Source organism: Streptomyces stoeckheimensis, assembly GCF_045822005.1.
Classification (GTDB): domain Bacteria; phylum Actinomycetota; class Actinomycetes; order Streptomycetales; family Streptomycetaceae; genus Streptomyces; species Streptomyces stoeckheimensis.
Genome location: NZ_CP169550.1, coordinates 4,598,028 through 4,613,262 on the forward strand (window position 1 = coordinate 4,598,028; position 15,235 = coordinate 4,613,262).

A 15,235-nucleotide genomic window follows, 5' to 3' on the forward strand; every position below is an offset into this window, starting at 1 on the left:
GGGCTACTTTGCACAACGCGGGAGCTCGGAGCACCGGGCTGAGAGGGCGCTGATCACCGTTCGCATTCGAATATGCGTACGGGAGGAGGCTGCGTCGACCGCCGAACCTGTTACCGGGTAATGCCGGCGTAGGGAGATTAGGTCTCATGACCATTCAGGACGCACGCACGCCTGCCGTCAGCCAGGACGCCGACGGCCAGACCGAGCGCCAGCCGGGCTGGCACAAGGGGTACGTGGCGGGCTCCCGCCCCGACATCCGGGTGCCGGTCCGCCAGGTCCACCTCACCAACGGCAAGGACGTGACGCTCTACGACACGTCCGGCCCGTACACCGACCCGCAGATCGAGACCGACGTTCGCCGGGGCCTGCCGCCGCTGCGCGAGAACTGGATCATCAGCCGCGGCGACACCGAGGAGTACGCGGGCCGCCCCGTGCGCCCCGAGGACGACGGCATCAAGCACACCTCGCCCCGCGGTGGCCTCAAGAACCTCGACGCGGTCTTCCCGGGCCGTCCGCGCCAGCCCCGCCGCGGCCGTGGCGGCGCCGCGGTCACGCAGCTCGCGTACGCCCGCCGGGGCGAGATCACCCCGGAGATGGAGTACGTCGCGATCCGCGAGAACGTCTCCCCCGAGGTCGTCCGCGAGGAGATCGCCGCAGGTCGCGCGGTCATGCCGGTCAACGTGAACCACCCCGAGATCGAGCCGATGATCATCGGCAAGCGGTTCCTGGTGAAGGTCAACGCCAACATCGGCAACTCCGCGGTCACCTCCTCGATCGAGGAGGAGGTGGACAAGATGACCTGGGCGACCAAGTGGGGCGCCGACACGGTCATGGACCTCTCGACCGGCCGCAACATCCACACCACCCGCGAGTGGGTGCTGCGCAACTCTCCCGTGCCGATCGGCACCGTGCCGCTGTACCAGGCGCTGGAGAAGGTCGACGGCCGCGCCGAGGACCTGACCTGGGAGATCTACAAGGACACGGTCATCGAGCAGGCCGAGCAGGGCGTCGACTACATGACGGTCCACGCCGGCGTGCTGCTGTCGTACGTGCCGCTGACCGCGCGCCGCAAGACCGGCATCGTCTCGCGCGGCGGCTCGATCATGGCCGCCTGGTGCCTGGCGCACCACAAGGAGAACTTCCTCTACACGAACTTCGAGGAGCTCTGCGAGATCCTCGCGGCGTACGACGTCACGTACTCCCTGGGTGACGGCCTGCGCCCCGGCTCCATCGCGGACGCCAACGACGCGGCGCAGTTCGCGGAGCTGAAGACGCTGGGCGAGCTGAACACGATCGCCAAGCGCCACAATGTGCAGACGATGATCGAGGGCCCCGGGCACGTCCCGATGCACAAGATCAAGGAGAACATCGACCTTCAGCAGGAGATCTGCGAGGAGGCGCCGTTCTACACGCTCGGCCCGCTGACCACCGACGTCGCGCCCGCGTACGACCACATCACCTCGGGCATCGGCGCCGCGATGATCGCCTGGTGGGGCACTGCGATGCTCTGCTACGTCACGCCCAAGGAGCACCTGGGCCTGCCGAACCGCGACGACGTGAAGACCGGTGTCATCACGTACAAGATCGCGGCCCACGCGGCGGACCTGGCCAAGGGCCACCCGGGCGCCCAGGAATGGGACGACGCCCTGTCGGACGCGCGGTTCGAGTTCCGCTGGGAGGACCAGTTCAACTTGGCCCTCGACCCGGACACGGCCCGTGAGTTCCACGACGAGACCCTCCCGGCCGAGCCGGCCAAGACCGCGCACTTCTGCTCCATGTGCGGTCCGAAGTTCTGCTCGATGAAGATCTCCCAGGACATCCGCCGCCAGCACGGTGGCGACCTGGGCGCCGAGGAGATCGAGGCGGGCATGGCGGAGAAGTCCGCCGAGTTCGCTGCCGCGGGCAACCGCGTGTACCTGCCGCTGGCGGACTGACCTCCCGCCACCGGCACATACGGACGGCCCGCGACACCGAGGGGGGAGTCGCGGGCCGCCGTTGGGACCTGACGTGGGCGGACGGTCAGGCGAAGGCCCGGGAGCCCACGCCCAGCTTGCGCCGTGCGAACTCGAGGTTCGCGAGGACCCGGTCCTGCTGGTCGTCGGGAAGTTTGCCGCCCTGGAGCAGGAGTTCGCAGCAGTCCAAGGACTCCTGGTACTCCCCGGTCCAGTACGCGGCCACCGCGAGTTCGTCGAGTGCGCGCCAGTCGTGCCAGGAGAACTCGACGAAGAGGATGTCGTCCGGGGGCGGCATCCGTACTGCCTGCCGGGCGAACAAGTAGGCGAGGGGCCAGCGGCTTTCGAGGCGACAGAGCCGGGCGAGGTCGCCGAGGGCCTCGGCGCGTGAGGGTCGGCTCTCGTGTGCCCGCAGGTAGCGGTCCATCACCTCGGCCGACGGCCTTTCGAGGGTGACCGCGAGCCGTGCGGCGTAGAGCTGTGCGCAGTAGGTCTCCTCGGCCCAGCCGCCCATGGCCACCCGGTGGTCGTAGGCGTCGAGGGACTTCTCCGGCTCCCCCGCGTCGCGCCAGCTCTGGGCCAGGTAGAACGCGTAACGCGTGTTGCCGGGTTCCTTCGCGAGGCCTTCGGTGAGGACTTCCGCATCGCGCAGATACTTCGCCCGCTGGCCCTCTTCCCGGAGGCGGGCCCCACCGCCGACGGAGAGGATGTTGAACCCCTCGATCACGTCGCGGCCGTACTCGGTGCCGCAGTCGATGTACTCGTGGAGTACGCCCACGTAGCGCCAGGGCAGCCGGGTGGAGACCAGCGCCGGCCGCCAGTGGACGATGGGACCGTCGTGCAGTGCCACCTGGTACGCGTCGAGGGTCAGGTCCGGCATGCGGAACCCGGGCTGGATCTGCATCTCGTCGTCGCCGTCGATGAACAGCAGGTAGTCCGCGCTGGAGCGCGCGAGTTCGATCGCCTCGGTGCGGCTGCCGTCGAAACCCTTCCACGGTCGGTCGTGGAGCGTGCCGGGCAGGTCGGCGAAGCAGTCCCGGATGACGTCCTGGGTGCCGTCGGTGGAGCCCGTGTCCACGATCACCCAGGTGTCGATCAGTGGGCGCACCGACTCCAGGCACTTCCGGATCGTCGGCGCCTCGTTCTTGACGATCATGTTCAGACAGATGGTCGACCTCACCGCAGCACCCTCTCGTCGGACGGATCGCGGGCGACGTTAGGGAGTACGGGTGCCGATGGGGCGGCGGCACGCCGGTGGCGCTACCAGCCGGTGGGCGGCGGCGCATCCGTTCGGGGGCGTCTGATAAGCCGTTCTGCTGATAGACATCCCGGCCGTCTCAAGATCCCGGCGGCTCCGTCCGTAAGCCCCAAGGACGTTTGAACTCGCAGCCGGGGCGCTCTCCGTTCCGGCTCGCATTCCGTTCCGAAGGAGCGCTGCAGATGAGTCGTGAGCACCAGACCAAGCTCCGTCTTGGTCCTGTCCCCCGCAATCGTGCCTGGATCGCGGGAGGTGCCCTGGCCTCGCTTTCCCTCGTACTCGTGGGCATGGCCAACCCCGTTGTCGCGGCGGTCAAGCCGACGGTCACGGCCGTGAGAGCCACGACCCCGTCGGGCGGCGGCGGAGGAGGCGAGGACTGCGAGCCGCACGACGGACCGCCACAGGACTGGAGCCGGGACGGCGGGGACGACGACGGGCACGGCGGCTGGGGCGACGACGAAGGGCGCGACCACGACCACGGCTGCCCGTCGGCCGGCCCGACGGGGCCAACGGGGCCGGCAGGTCCCAGCGGAGCGACGGGTGCGACGGGCGCGACGGGAGCCAGCGGCGCGACGGGCGCCACCGGTGCCGACGGGGCCACGGGCGCGACCGGCACGGCAGGTGCCGATGGCGCGACGGGCCCGACCGGTCCGACTGGCCCGACCGGTGCCGATGGTGCGACGGGTGCCGATGGTGCGACCGGTGCCACGGGCGCTGACGGTGCGACGGGTGCGACTGGCCTGACGGGTCCGACGGGTGCAGACGGTGCGACGGGTGCTGACGGTGCGACCGGTGCGACGGGTGCGACTGGCCTGACGGGCCCGACCGGCCCGACGGGTGCTGATGGTGCGACCGGTGCGACGGGTGCGACTGGCCTGACGGGCCCGACCGGCCCGACGGGTGCTGATGGTGCGACCGGTGCCACGGGAGCGACCGGCCTGACAGGTCCGACCGGCCCGACGGGTGCCACAGGTGCGACCGGTGCCACGGGCGCTACGGGTGCGACCGGTACCACGGGTGCGACCGGTCCTGCCTCGGCATGCAACGCCATCGCCAACTACAAGCCCACCGCCTCCCGAGAGATCAAGGCGGTGATGATCAATGGGGTCGCGTACGTCGGAATCCGTGGTCTCGGGAACCCCAACACGAACTTCGACTGGCACAACCTGACCAACCCCGCGCGCAACCCGAACTACCCGTCCGGGGTCGCGTGCGGAATCGCCGTGGACGAGCACGCCAACGGGGCGAACATCGAGATCTCGACCATCACCGGGCAGGTCTGGGAGACCTTCTGCGACGTCGACAACCCCACGCCGTCCCTGGATTGCGGGACGGCGGCGGTGGGTGATCAGCACCCCTGGGTTCAGATCATCCCCGGCCCCCTGACCGCTCCCGCACTGAGGGCGCCCGCCAGGGACATGTTCCTCCAGAAGCCGCAGGCCACGAAGCCCGGCTTCAAGAACCGGTCCGGCAAGGTGCCGACGGGCAAGATGCCGGGAGCCCAGCACACGGTGCCGAAGGACAACAAGCACCGTGGGTAGTCCCCGAGTCCGGGAGCCGGTGAGCCTGGTGCGAGGAGCACCGTGACCCGACGGTGAAACCCAAGCGGCCCGGAGTGCCGCCGGATTTCGGTCCGGCCGGCGCTCCGGGCCGCCGCACGTCCGGTAGTCGCACGGGGCTTCGCCGGAGGGCTTGTGCTGGAGTGCGCTCCAGCTCCTACTGTGCGGCCCATGAGCATGCGATACCGAATTCTGGGTGGGACCGGCATCGAGGTCAGCACGCACTGCCTCGGCACGATGATGTTCGGCGCGGTCGGCAATCCGGATCACGAGGAGTGCGCACGGATCATCCACGCCGCGCTCGATCACGGGATCAACTTCGTGGACACCGCGGACATGTACTCCGCCGGGGAGTCCGAGCAGATCGTGGGCAAGGCCCTGAAGGGCCGGCGCGACGACGTCGTGCTCGCGACCAAGGTGCACTTCCAGATGGGCGAGGGCCGCAACCGCAGCGGGAATTCCCGGCGCTGGATCGTGCGGGCCGTCGAGGACAGCCTGCGCCGACTGGACACGGACTGGATCGACCTCTACCAGGTGCACCGCCCGGATCAGGGCACGGACGTCGAGGAGACCCTGTCCGTCCTCGGCGATCTGGTCCGGGCCGGCAAGATACGAGCCTTCGGCTGCTCCACCTTCCCGGCCGAGGAGATCGTCGAGGCGCACCACGTCGCCGAACGGCGGGCCCTGCCGCGGTTCAGGACCGAGCAGCCGCCGTACTCGATCCTCGCGCGCGGGATCGAGACCAGTGTGCTGCCGGTGGCCCGGCGGTACGGGATGGGCGTCCTGACCTGGAGCCCGCTCGCGTCGGGATTCCTGAGCGGGAAGTACCGGCTCGGGAGCGCCGTCGACATGACCTCGGGGCGTCCGGCGCTGACTCCGGCCCGCTTCGACCCCGCGGTTCCGGGCAACATCGCGAAGCTGGAGGCCGTGGAGCAGCTGGTGGAGCTCGCCGACTCCATCGGCTGCACGCTGCCCGAGCTGGCGGTGGCCTTCCCGTTGGCGCATCCCGCCGTCACCTCGGTGATCACCGGTCCGCGGACGATGGAGCAGCTGGAAGCCCTGCTGAAGGGTGCCGGACTGGTCCTCGACGATGCGACCCTCGACCGAATCGACGAGATCGTGGAGCCGGGCCGGAACCTGTACCACCCGGATGGGGCTTGGCGCTCGCCGGCACGGGCGGATGTTGCTCAGCGGAGGCGGGTGCTGGGAGACCGGTCCGCCGGCTAGGGGCGGGTTCTCCGATGTTTCACGTGAAACAGCCACGGCTGTTTCACGTGAAACACGGACCACCGCGAAGCCGCGGGTGCTCGAACTTCCGGTCGGACCCGAGTGGCCCCGCAGCAGGCCGCCAAGTGGCGGTGTGGGCTCCACCGTTCCGCTGACCGATGGGCGCGCCGGTCGGGTTCACGGCACCGGGGTCCTCAGGATGGCCCGCGGAGCCCGGTCGCATCTCCGGACTTCGCAGTTCCATTCGATCCGGTGTGTGCGAGGAGCGGTACATGAGTTCTGAGAACAAGACCCGTACCTACCTGGGGCCGTTGCCCCGACGGGCCGGCTGGCTGACGGGAGGCACGCTCGCCACGGCGGCGCTGGTACTGGGGGGCCTGGCGTCCCCGGCGGTCGCGCTGGCCGAGGCGCCGGGGGGTCCGGACCACTGCAAGTCGCAGCGCCACACAGCGACCGCGCCGATGGCGGCTCACGGTGACAACTGCAAGGTGGGCCCGCGCGGCCCCAAGGGACCCAAGGGAGACAAGGGCGCGACGGGTCCCACCGGCCCCCGAGGTGCGACGGGCCCGACCGGACCGCGCGGCTACCCGGGTGCCACGGGTGCCACCGGCGCCACGGGTGCCACCGGTGCGACCGGACCCACGGGTCCGCGGGGCGCCAGCGGCGTGTGTTACGACGTCGACGCCCACCGGCCTGCGGCCTCCCGTGAGGTGAAGGCGGTGCTCTCGGATGGCGTCACCTACGCCGGCATCCGCGACCTGCAGCCCACGGTGACCCCCTGGCGCTGGTACGACCTGACCACCACGGGGGACACCTACCCCGAGGACGCCTGTTCGGTGTCGATCTCGGAGCAGGCCAACATCGTCAACGTCGAGGTGCTGACGACGGGCGGCCTCGTCTACGAGACCTCCTGTGACGTCGTCCCTGCCACCCCGGACGCACTCGACTGCACAGGAGTGTGGGCGGCCGCCAGCCCTCAGCCCACCCCGGGTGCGAACGGCCTGGCCCAGTTCGCGCACAAGGCGCTGAGCAGGGAAGACAGCAACATCAACCCCATGGTGATCAAGTAGCGGGTGGTCTACTTCGGTTCGGTCTCCGGGCCGCCGAAGTCCGGACTGGTGAAGTCCGGAGACGAGTAACCGGGACGGGGCCCCTCAGCCGGGGCCCCGGGACTGGTGAAATCGGGCCGGGTGTATCCCAGGTTGGGGATGCGCCCGGCTCCCGGCTTCCGGGGGGCCGGGAAGCCGGCCCCCGCGCTGGGATCGGCCAGCGCGTCCCGGAGGAACGGCACGATGCCCCGCTCCAGCAGGGCGTTGCGCCAGGCCTCCCGGGCCCGTGACACCTCGTCGGGCACCGCCTCGGTCTCGTCCGCCGCAACCTCGGTGGAGCTGTTGCGGACGGCCGTCACGAGCAGCCCGATCACGGCGAAGAGCAGGGCGGCCGCGGTGAGCCCGCCGAAGAGCCAACCCGCCGTCAGCATCGTGTCGGCGAAGGCCGGTTCGGGTTCGATCATCTTCAGGATGTAGCCCACCAGCAGGAAGATCAGCATGGCGGTGCCGGCCAGGACCGGCGCGAGGACCGCGACCACGGCGCTGACGCCCGCGCCACCGCCCTGCCCGTCGCCCTCCTCCCCCGTGTTCCCGGGGGTGGACAGGATCTCGTCCTGCCGCTCTTTGCGGACCTTCACGTAATGGTCGTACTCGGCCGCGGCCGCGGCCGTCAGCAGCCCGGTGGCCCCCATGGCCATGGTGCGCAGCTGTTCGGCGTTCAGCCGTTCGCCGAGGGCGGCGAGCTCGGGCCGGGCGTTCGCCGTGCGCAGCGCCTCGTCGAGGAGCCGATCGAACTCCGGTCGGTCTTCGGTGAGCAGGTGCGGAGCGCTGGTCATGTGCATCCCCCGATGCTCCGTGGGGACCGGTATGTCCGTGTTGAACGGGGCGCCGGCACAAACGGAGGAGAGCCTGCTACGGATAGAGCGATGGTAGAGCGCCCACGCCGTACGTCGACAGGGGCTTTCCGGAAATACCCAGCTCCGGGAAGCCTCAGTCGTTCAGCGGGAGTTGCACGACGAGCAGTTTGCCCGCCATCGTCACGCCACCGTCCATCGCGATGGCCAGGCCTTCCGCATAGACGTGCGGGCCGACGACGGCCTCGGGACCGTGTGCACCGTCACCGTCCTCGGTGCCCACCTCGCCCAGCAGGTAGGGGATGGGGCTGTGGCCGTGTACGACCCGGCTGCCGCCGTAGGTGCCGATGAGCTCGCGTACGGCCTGGGGGCCGGTGTCCTCGTCGCGGAAGGCGAAGCGCTTGGTGAACTTGCGGAACAAGTCCCAGGTGATGTCGGCGTCGTTGCGGTTGAGCAGCTCGTGGATGGTGTCGTTGACGTCCTCGACCGAGTCGCCGTAGTCGAGGTAGGCGGTGGTGTCCGAGTGCAGGAGCAGGTGGTCGTCGACCAGGACCGCCGCGTCCAGCCGGGACATCCACTGGAGGTGGACGTCCTGCAGACGGTCCATGTCGGTGCGCTGACCGCCGTTGAGGAGCCAGGCGGCCTGGAAGGTGGCGGTGCCCGCGCCGGAGACGACGGGGGTGTCCCCGAACCGCTTGGCGCCGATGAGCAGCAGCTCGTGGTTGCCCATGAGGGCCTTGCAGTAGCCGCCCGCGGCGGCGGCTTCGGCGGAGAGCCGCATGACCAGGTCGATGACCCCGATGCCGTCGGGTCCGCGGTCGGTGAAGTCGCCGAGGAACCAGAGCCGGGCGTTGCCGGCGGACCAGTTGTGGTCGGCGTCGATGAGCCCCTGGAACTGCAGTTCGGCGACGAGTTCGTCGATGTAGCCGTGGACGTCGCCGACGACGTAGAGCGGGCCGGGGCCCTCGCCGGGGGTCTCCTGGGGGACGTACTGGACCTGAACGGTGTCTCCGGGACCGCCGAGGGCGCCGCGCCCGATGACGGGGAGATCGCGCTGCGTCGGGGTGTACCCGTCGGGGTCGCTCTCCTCGGAGGCGTGGCCCATCGGGCGGCCGGCGGGCTCTCCGAAGGCGCCGGGGGCGCCGTACGGGGCTTCGTGGCCGTACCCGTGCTGCGCGGGGACGGGAGCCGGGCCCGCGTCGTAGTACGCGGGGTACTCGCCGTAGACGGGTGCGTCCGCCCCGAACCCCGTGGAGCCGACCGATCCGGCTGCTGCGGCTCCCGGGTGAACGGGATGCGAGGCGGGTTCGGCGACCGGCAACCGGAAGTCCCGCTCGGTGTCCGTCCGCACCGCGGGTCCCTGACCGGCCCCCTGAGTCATCGACCCCTCCACCACCGTCGCGCTGCCGTACACCTGCGGATCCCTCCGCCTCGGGGGCGGAGGGTCCGTGATGTCGTGCGCCCATCATAGGAATGCAGCTCGCGCTCTGTGACGCACCAGGGGTGGTGAATCCTGGTCGGAGCTGGTCCTTCCTACCGGTTTCTCCCGATATGAGTGTTGCTGAAATCCCGGGCGGGGCCGACGGCCCCGCCGTTGGGTCGGCGTGGTGGTCAGTCCTGCGCCGGGGAACGGGGCGGGCTGACGGTCGTACGGGGCTGCCGGCGCTGGGACGAGGTACGGATGATCAGCTCGGTCGGGATGACCTGTTCGACGGGTCCGCCCGTGTCGACGCCCTCGATGGCGTCGATGAGCAGCTGGACGACGGCGGTGCCGATGCGGCGCGGTTTGAGGGACAGGGTGGTGATGGGCGGCTCGGTGTTGGCGTACACGGTGGATTCGCTGCAGCACACGAGCAGCAGATCCTCGGGAACGCGCAGGCCGTAGCGCCGGGCGGCGGCGAGCAGGTCGGTGCCGTTGGGGTCGAACAGGCCGTAGACGGCGTCGGGCCGGTCGGGCCGGGCGAGCAGCCGGTCGGCGGCGACGGCGCCGGCGCACGGATCGTGGGCGGGGTAGGACTCGTAGACGGGATCTTGGCCCACGCGCTCGCACCAGCGCAGGTAGGCCGTGGTGGAGAGCCGGGTGTAGGTGTCGGTGGTGGTGCCGGTCAGGAGCCCGATGCGGCGGGCTCCGGCGGCGGCGAGGTGGTCGAGGAGGCCCAGGACGGCGGCCTCGTGGTCGTTGTCGACCCAGGCGGTGACGGGGAGTGAGCCGGCCGGGCGTCCGTCGGATACGACGGGCAGACCCTGGCGGACCAGTTCGGTGACGACGGGATCGTGGTCGGAGGGGTCGATGACGACGGTGCCGTCGAGGGCCACGTTGGACCAGACGTCGTGTCGGGAGGTGGCGGGGAGGATGACGAGGGCGTAGCCGCGAGCGAGCGCGGCGGAGGTGGCGGCCCTGGCCATCTCGGCGAAGTACGCGAATTCGGTGAAGGTGAAAGGTTCATCCCCGTACGTCGTCACGGTCAGGCCGATGAGGCCCGACTTGCCGGTACGGAGGGTGCGGGCCGCCGCGGAAGGGCGGTAGCCCAGCCGGTCTGCGACCTCGCGAACGTGGCGGCGGGTGGCGTCCGGCAGCCGTCCCTTCCCGTTGAGGGCGTCGGAGACGGTCGTGATCGAGACGCCCGCCGCGGCGGCCACGTCCCTGATGCCGGCCCGGCTTTGTCGGCCGGCGGCCCGCCGGGTGGTCTCGGTCCGGCTCACCTGATGCTTCCCTGCTGCTGTCATGGCGAGCCGATAGTAGGGCTCGTGGGCAGCGCGGTCCGGATGCATATGCACGCGTTGACAGGCACGATTCTGCACGGTTCGCCACCCCCAATGACCTTGGAAATGAAGGCGTTTGGTCACTGGGGGTGTCTGGTGTCCTTGCCGACGGGACCGTGCATGCCAAAACGGTGCGCTCTCGGGCTCTGCTCAACTCACCTGTACGAGGGACGCGCGCCACGGCGCAGGCCACCGGCGCACGCATATATGCGTGCGCTCTCCCGCATTCCAGGCGCCTGCCGTTCTCGGATCGACGGAATCCTCATAAGGTGAGGAGTATTGAGTCGACGGCGACGTCGTACGGGATGGTCGAGGAGGACCTGCGGTGAGCGAGAAGAGCCCGAAGCTGCGCGCCGAGCTGGACGGCATTCCCACCTACAAGCCCGGGAAGCCCGCTGCTGCGGGCGGTCCGGTCGCGTTCAAGCTGTCCTCGAACGAGAACCCGTACCCGCCCCTGCCTGGGGTCCTGGAGAGCGCGGTCGCGGCGGCCGGCCACTTCAACCGGTACCCGGACATGATGTGCACCGGCCTGGTGAACGAGCTCGCCGAGCGCTTCGGGGTCCCGGCCGAGCACATCGCCACCGGCACCGGCTCGGTCGGTGTCGCCCAGTCGCTGATCCAGTCGACGGCGGGTCCGGGCGACGAGGTCATCTACGCCTGGCGGTCTTTCGAGGCTTATCCGATCATCGTTCAGATCTCGGGTGCGACGTCGGTTCAGGTCCCGCTGGCCGAGGGAGATGTGCACGACCTGGACGCGATGTTCGAGGCGATCACCGAGCGGACCCGCCTGATCTTCGTCTGCAACCCCAACAACCCCACCGGCACCGCCGTGCGCCGTGCCGAGCTGGAGCGCTTCCTGGACCGGGTGCCCTCCGACATCCTCATCGTCATCGACGAGGCGTACAAGGAGTTCGTCCGCGACGTCGAGGTCCCGGACGGCATCGAGCTCTACCGCAGCCGCCCCAACGTCGCCGTGCTGCGTACGTTCTCCAAGGCGTACGGGCTCGCCGGCCTGCGCGTCGGCTTCGCGGTCGCACACGAGCCGGTGGCCGCGGCGCTGCGCAAGACCGCGGTGCCCTTCGGTGTCAGCCAGCTCGCCCAGGACGCGGCGGTCGCCTCGCTGCGGGCCGAGGACGAGCTGATGGGCCGGGTCGGGGCGCTGGTGGGCGAGCGCGCCCGGGTCTACGGGGCGCTGCTGGCCCAGGGCTGGACCGTGGTGCCCGAGACGCAGGCCAACTTCGTGTGGATGCGGCTCGGGGAGCGCACCTCCGACTTCGCGGCGGCCTGCGAGAAGGCCGGCGTGGTGGTCCGGCCCTTCGCGGGCGAGGGCCTGCGGGTCACGATCGGCGAGCCCGAGGCGAACGACCTCTTCCTGCACACGGCAGAGTCGTTCTTCAAGGAGATGTAAGTGCTCCCGTAGGGGATGCAGTGCTCCCGGGACCGGTGTCAGGCCAGTTCCACGCGGATGGGGTCGCCGTCGCGGACGGTGGCCAGCAGGCGGGGGTCGCCGTCGAACGAGCCGAGGACGTTGCACGGGCTCGCCAGGCGGCTCTCGCCCCCGCGGGAGATCGGGGTGGGGCCGTAGGGCAGCGCGAGCGCGTCGCCCTCGGTCCAGAACGCGACCGTGCCGGGCTCGACGACCTGCTGGGCGTCGTGCTCCAGTGCCACGGAGACGCCGGTGTCGAAGTAGACCTCCTCGCCCCAGGTGTTGGCGGAGGCGGAAATGGGGAGCGCGTCGGCGAGCGCCTTGGCGGTCGGGGTCTCGTCAAGCGTTGCGGTGAGCTGGCCGGCGGGCCAGAGGAATCGAATCTTCATGGGTCGCATTCAACAATCTGTTGAATTGATTCGCTAGGGGGGACCCCCCTGAAAGATGCCGACAGCGGTACGACATAATGCTTGTGAATGTGAACGCGTTCACAAGCGTGTCCTGCTTCCTCCCGGATTGAGTGGGATACGAGAGGCAAACTGCGGCTGTGACCACGGCGAAACGAAGGAGACGACGACGTGGACCTAGCTTTGGCGCCAGAGACCCTGGCGCGATGGCAGTTCGGTATTACCACCGTCTATCACTTCCTCTTCGTTCCCTTGACGATCTCGCTGGCCGCGCTCGTCGCGATCTTGCAGACCGCCTGGGTGCGTTCGGAAAAGGAGAAGTACCTCAAGGCCACCAAGTTCTGGGGCAAGCTCTTCCTGATCAACATCGCGATGGGTGTCGTCACCGGCATCGTCCAGGAGTTCCAGTTCGGCATGAACTGGTCCGACTACTCGCGGTTCGTCGGTGACATCTTCGGAGCCCCGCTGGCCTTCGAGGCGCTCATCGCCTTCTTCTTCGAGTCCACCTTCATCGGCCTGTGGATCTTCGGCTGGGACAAGCTGCCGAAGAAGATCCACCTGGCCTGCATCTGGATGGTCTCGATCGGCACCATCCTGTCGGCGTACTTCATCCTCGCGGCCAACTCCTGGATGCAGCACCCCGTCGGCTACCGGATGAACCCCGAGCGCGGCCGGGCCGAGCTCACGGACTTCTGGCTGGTGCTCACGCAGAACACCGCGCTGACCCAGTTCTTCCACACCATGACGGCGGCCTTCCTGGTCGGCGGCGCGTTCATGGTCGGCATCGCGGCCTTCCACCTGGCCCGCAAGAAGCACATCCCCGTCATGCGGACCTCGCTGCGACTCGGCCTGGTCGTCATGATCATCGCCGGTCTGGGGACCGCGATCAGCGGAGACCTGCTCGGCAAGGTGATGTTCAAGCAGCAGCCGATGAAGATGGCCGCCGCCGAGGCGCTCTGGGACGGCGAGGCGCCGGCTCCCTTCTCCGTCTTCGCCTACGGAGACGTCGAAAAGGGCCACAACACGGTCGCCATAGAGATCCCCGGCCTGCTGTCCTTCCTGGCCAACGACGACTTCACCTCGTTCGTCCCGGGCATCAACGACGTCAACAAGGCCGAGCAGGAGAAGTTCGGGCCCGGTGACTACCGGCCCAACATCCCCGTCGCCTACTGGGGCTTCCGGTGGATGATCGGCTTCGGAATGGCCTCGCTCGGCGTCGGCATCCTGGGGCTCTGGCTGACCCGCAAGAAGTTCATGCTGCCGCCGGGGCTGCGCACCGGTGAGGAAGAGGTCCCGCACCTGGTCCTCTTCAAGAAGGCACTGAGCCCCAAGTTCACCAACTGGTACTGGATCATCGCGCTCTGGACCATGGGCTTCCCGCTGATCGCCAACTCCTGGGGCTGGATCTTCACCGAGATGGGCCGCCAGCCCTGGGTGGTCTACGGGGTCCTGCGCACCAGGGACGCGGTCTCGCCGAACGTCTCCCAGGGTGAGGTGCTCACCTCGATGATCGGCTTCACGACGCTCTACGCCGTCCTCGCCGTGATCGAGGTCAAGCTCCTCCTGAAGTACGTCAAGGCCGGCCCGCCCGAGCTCACCGAGGCCGACCTCAACCCGCCGACCAAGATCGGCGGGGACGACAAGAACCCCGACCGGCCGATGGCCTTCTCGTACTGAGGCTGAGGAGACCACACCATGCAACTCCACGACGTCTGGTTCGTGCTCATCGCCGTTCTGTGGACCGGCTACTTCTTCCTGGAGGGCTTCGACTTCGGTGTCGGCGTCCTGACCAAGCTGCTGGCCCGCAACCGCACGGAGAAGCGGGTGCTGATCAACACGATCGGGCCCGTGTGGGACGGCAACGAGGTCTGGCTGCTCACGGCCGGCGGCGCGACCTTCGCCGCCTTCCCCGAGTGGTACGCCACCCTCTTCTCCGGCTTCTACCTGCCGCTCCTGCTCATCCTGATCTGCCTCATCATCCGAGGGGTCGCCTTCGAGTACCGGCACAAGCGGCCCGAGGACAGGTGGCAGACCAACTGGGAACACGCGATCTTCTGGACCTCGCTGATCCCCGCGTTCCTGTGGGGCGTGGCCTTCGCCAACATCGTGCGCGGAGTGAAGATCGACCAGGACATGGAGTACGTCGGAAACTTCTTCGACCTGCTCAACGTGTACTCGATCCTCGGCGGCCTGGTCACCCTGACCCTGTTCACCTTCCACGGCGCGGTGTTCACCTCGCTCAAGACGGTCGGTGACATCCGGGACCGCTCGCGCAAGCTGGCCACCCAGCTCGGGGTGGTGACCGCCGTGCTGGCGCTCACCTTCCTGATCTGGACCCAGGTCTCGCGCGGTGACGGCTGGAGCCTGATCGCCATGATCGTGGCGGTACTGGCCCTGGTCGGCGCCCTCGGCTTCAACCTCGCGGGCCGCGAGGGCTGGTCCTTCGGCCTGTCGGGGGTCACCATCGCGGCCGCCGTCGCGATGCTCTTCCTGACGCTCTTCCCGAACGTCATGCCGTCCTCGCTGAACGACGCCTGGAACCTCACGGTCACCAACGCCTCGTCCAGCGCGTACACCCTGAAGATCATGACCTGGTGCGCGGCGGTGGCGACCCCGGTCGTCCTGCTCTACCAGGCGTGGACGTACTGGGTGTTCCGCAAGCGCATCGGCACGCAGCACATCGTCGACGTGCACTGAGCCGCTCCGCCGGCTCGTCAGCTCCGCTCCGCCCGATCCTGCC

Annotated in this window: 12 protein-coding genes and 1 riboswitch; of the genes, 7 read left to right on the plus strand and 5 right to left on the minus strand. The window is 69.2% G+C overall.

Annotated elements, in window-relative coordinates:
- Nucleotides 1-7: 7 nt before the first annotated feature.
- Nucleotides 8-152, plus strand: a riboswitch (TPP riboswitch).
- On the plus strand, nt 147-1,934 hold the full coding sequence (gene thiC, locus ACE1OC_RS20865) for a phosphomethylpyrimidine synthase ThiC (protein ID WP_389689740.1): 1,788 nt from the start codon (nt 147-149) through the stop codon (nt 1,932-1,934). (Overlaps the previous riboswitch by 6 nt.)
- A gap of 85 nt (nt 1,935-2,019) precedes the next feature.
- Here thiC and ACE1OC_RS20870 read toward each other — a convergent pair whose 3' ends face one another.
- The gene (locus ACE1OC_RS20870; protein WP_407838275.1) at nt 2,020-3,132 is read right to left on the minus strand and encodes a tetratricopeptide repeat-containing glycosyltransferase; all 1,113 of its coding nucleotides are present in this window, start codon (nt 3,130-3,132) and stop codon (nt 2,020-2,022) included.
- Nucleotides 3,133-4,304: 1,172 nt separating this feature from the next.
- On the opposite strand from ACE1OC_RS20870, the gene ACE1OC_RS20875 reads away from it, so the two are divergent.
- The 3 genes from ACE1OC_RS20875 (at nt 4,305) to ACE1OC_RS20885 (ending at nt 7,066) form a co-directional block, all read left to right on the plus strand.
- The gene (locus tag ACE1OC_RS20875; RefSeq protein ID WP_407838276.1) at nt 4,305-4,751 is read left to right on the plus strand and encodes a hypothetical protein; all 447 of its coding nucleotides are present in this window, start codon (nt 4,305-4,307) and stop codon (nt 4,749-4,751) included.
- Nucleotides 4,752-4,946: 195 nt separating this feature from the next.
- Nucleotides 4,947-5,996, plus strand: a complete 1,050-nt coding sequence (locus ACE1OC_RS20880) for an aldo/keto reductase (protein ID WP_407841627.1) — start codon at nt 4,947-4,949, stop codon at nt 5,994-5,996.
- A 272-nt stretch (nt 5,997-6,268) separates the two neighbouring features.
- Nucleotides 6,269-7,066: a hypothetical protein gene (locus ACE1OC_RS20885; RefSeq protein ID WP_407838277.1), complete on the plus strand. Its 798-nt coding sequence runs from the start codon at nt 6,269-6,271 to the stop codon at nt 7,064-7,066.
- A gap of 8 nt (nt 7,067-7,074) precedes the next feature.
- Here the strand turns inward: ACE1OC_RS20885 and ACE1OC_RS20890 are convergent, their stop codons facing one another.
- The 3 genes from ACE1OC_RS20890 to ACE1OC_RS20900 form a co-directional block, all read right to left on the minus strand.
- Complete coding sequence (locus ACE1OC_RS20890; RefSeq protein ID WP_407838278.1) at nt 7,075-7,887, minus strand: hypothetical protein; 813 nt, start codon at nt 7,885-7,887, stop codon at nt 7,075-7,077.
- Nucleotides 7,888-8,035: 148 nt separating this feature from the next.
- On the minus strand, nt 8,036-9,295 hold the full coding sequence (locus ACE1OC_RS20895; RefSeq protein ID WP_407841628.1) for a metallophosphoesterase: 1,260 nt from the start codon (nt 9,293-9,295) through the stop codon (nt 8,036-8,038).
- Nucleotides 9,296-9,510: 215 nt separating this feature from the next.
- Nucleotides 9,511-10,626 (minus strand): LacI family DNA-binding transcriptional regulator, encoded by a 1,116-nt coding sequence (locus tag ACE1OC_RS20900; RefSeq protein WP_243331194.1) that lies wholly within the window; start codon nt 10,624-10,626, stop codon nt 9,511-9,513.
- A 361-nt stretch (nt 10,627-10,987) separates the two neighbouring features.
- Between ACE1OC_RS20900 and hisC the strand changes: the two genes are divergently transcribed.
- On the plus strand, nt 10,988-12,070 hold the full coding sequence (hisC, locus tag ACE1OC_RS20905; RefSeq protein WP_407838279.1) for a histidinol-phosphate transaminase: 1,083 nt from the start codon (nt 10,988-10,990) through the stop codon (nt 12,068-12,070).
- 38 nt (nt 12,071-12,108) lie between these two features.
- Here the strand turns inward: hisC and ACE1OC_RS20910 are convergent, their stop codons facing one another.
- Nucleotides 12,109-12,477, minus strand: coding sequence for a cyclophilin-like fold protein (locus ACE1OC_RS20910; protein ID WP_243331197.1), 369 nt, complete (start codon nt 12,475-12,477; stop codon nt 12,109-12,111).
- A gap of 189 nt (nt 12,478-12,666) precedes the next feature.
- Between ACE1OC_RS20910 and ACE1OC_RS20915 the strand changes: the two genes are divergently transcribed.
- Nucleotides 12,667-14,172, plus strand: coding sequence for a cytochrome ubiquinol oxidase subunit I (locus ACE1OC_RS20915; RefSeq protein WP_250738587.1), 1,506 nt, complete (start codon nt 12,667-12,669; stop codon nt 14,170-14,172).
- A gap of 18 nt (nt 14,173-14,190) precedes the next feature.
- Entirely contained in the window at nt 14,191-15,192 is a 1,002-nt protein-coding gene (cydB, locus tag ACE1OC_RS20920) for a cytochrome d ubiquinol oxidase subunit II (RefSeq protein ID WP_407838280.1), read from the plus strand.
- Nucleotides 15,193-15,235: the final 43 nt, after the last annotated feature.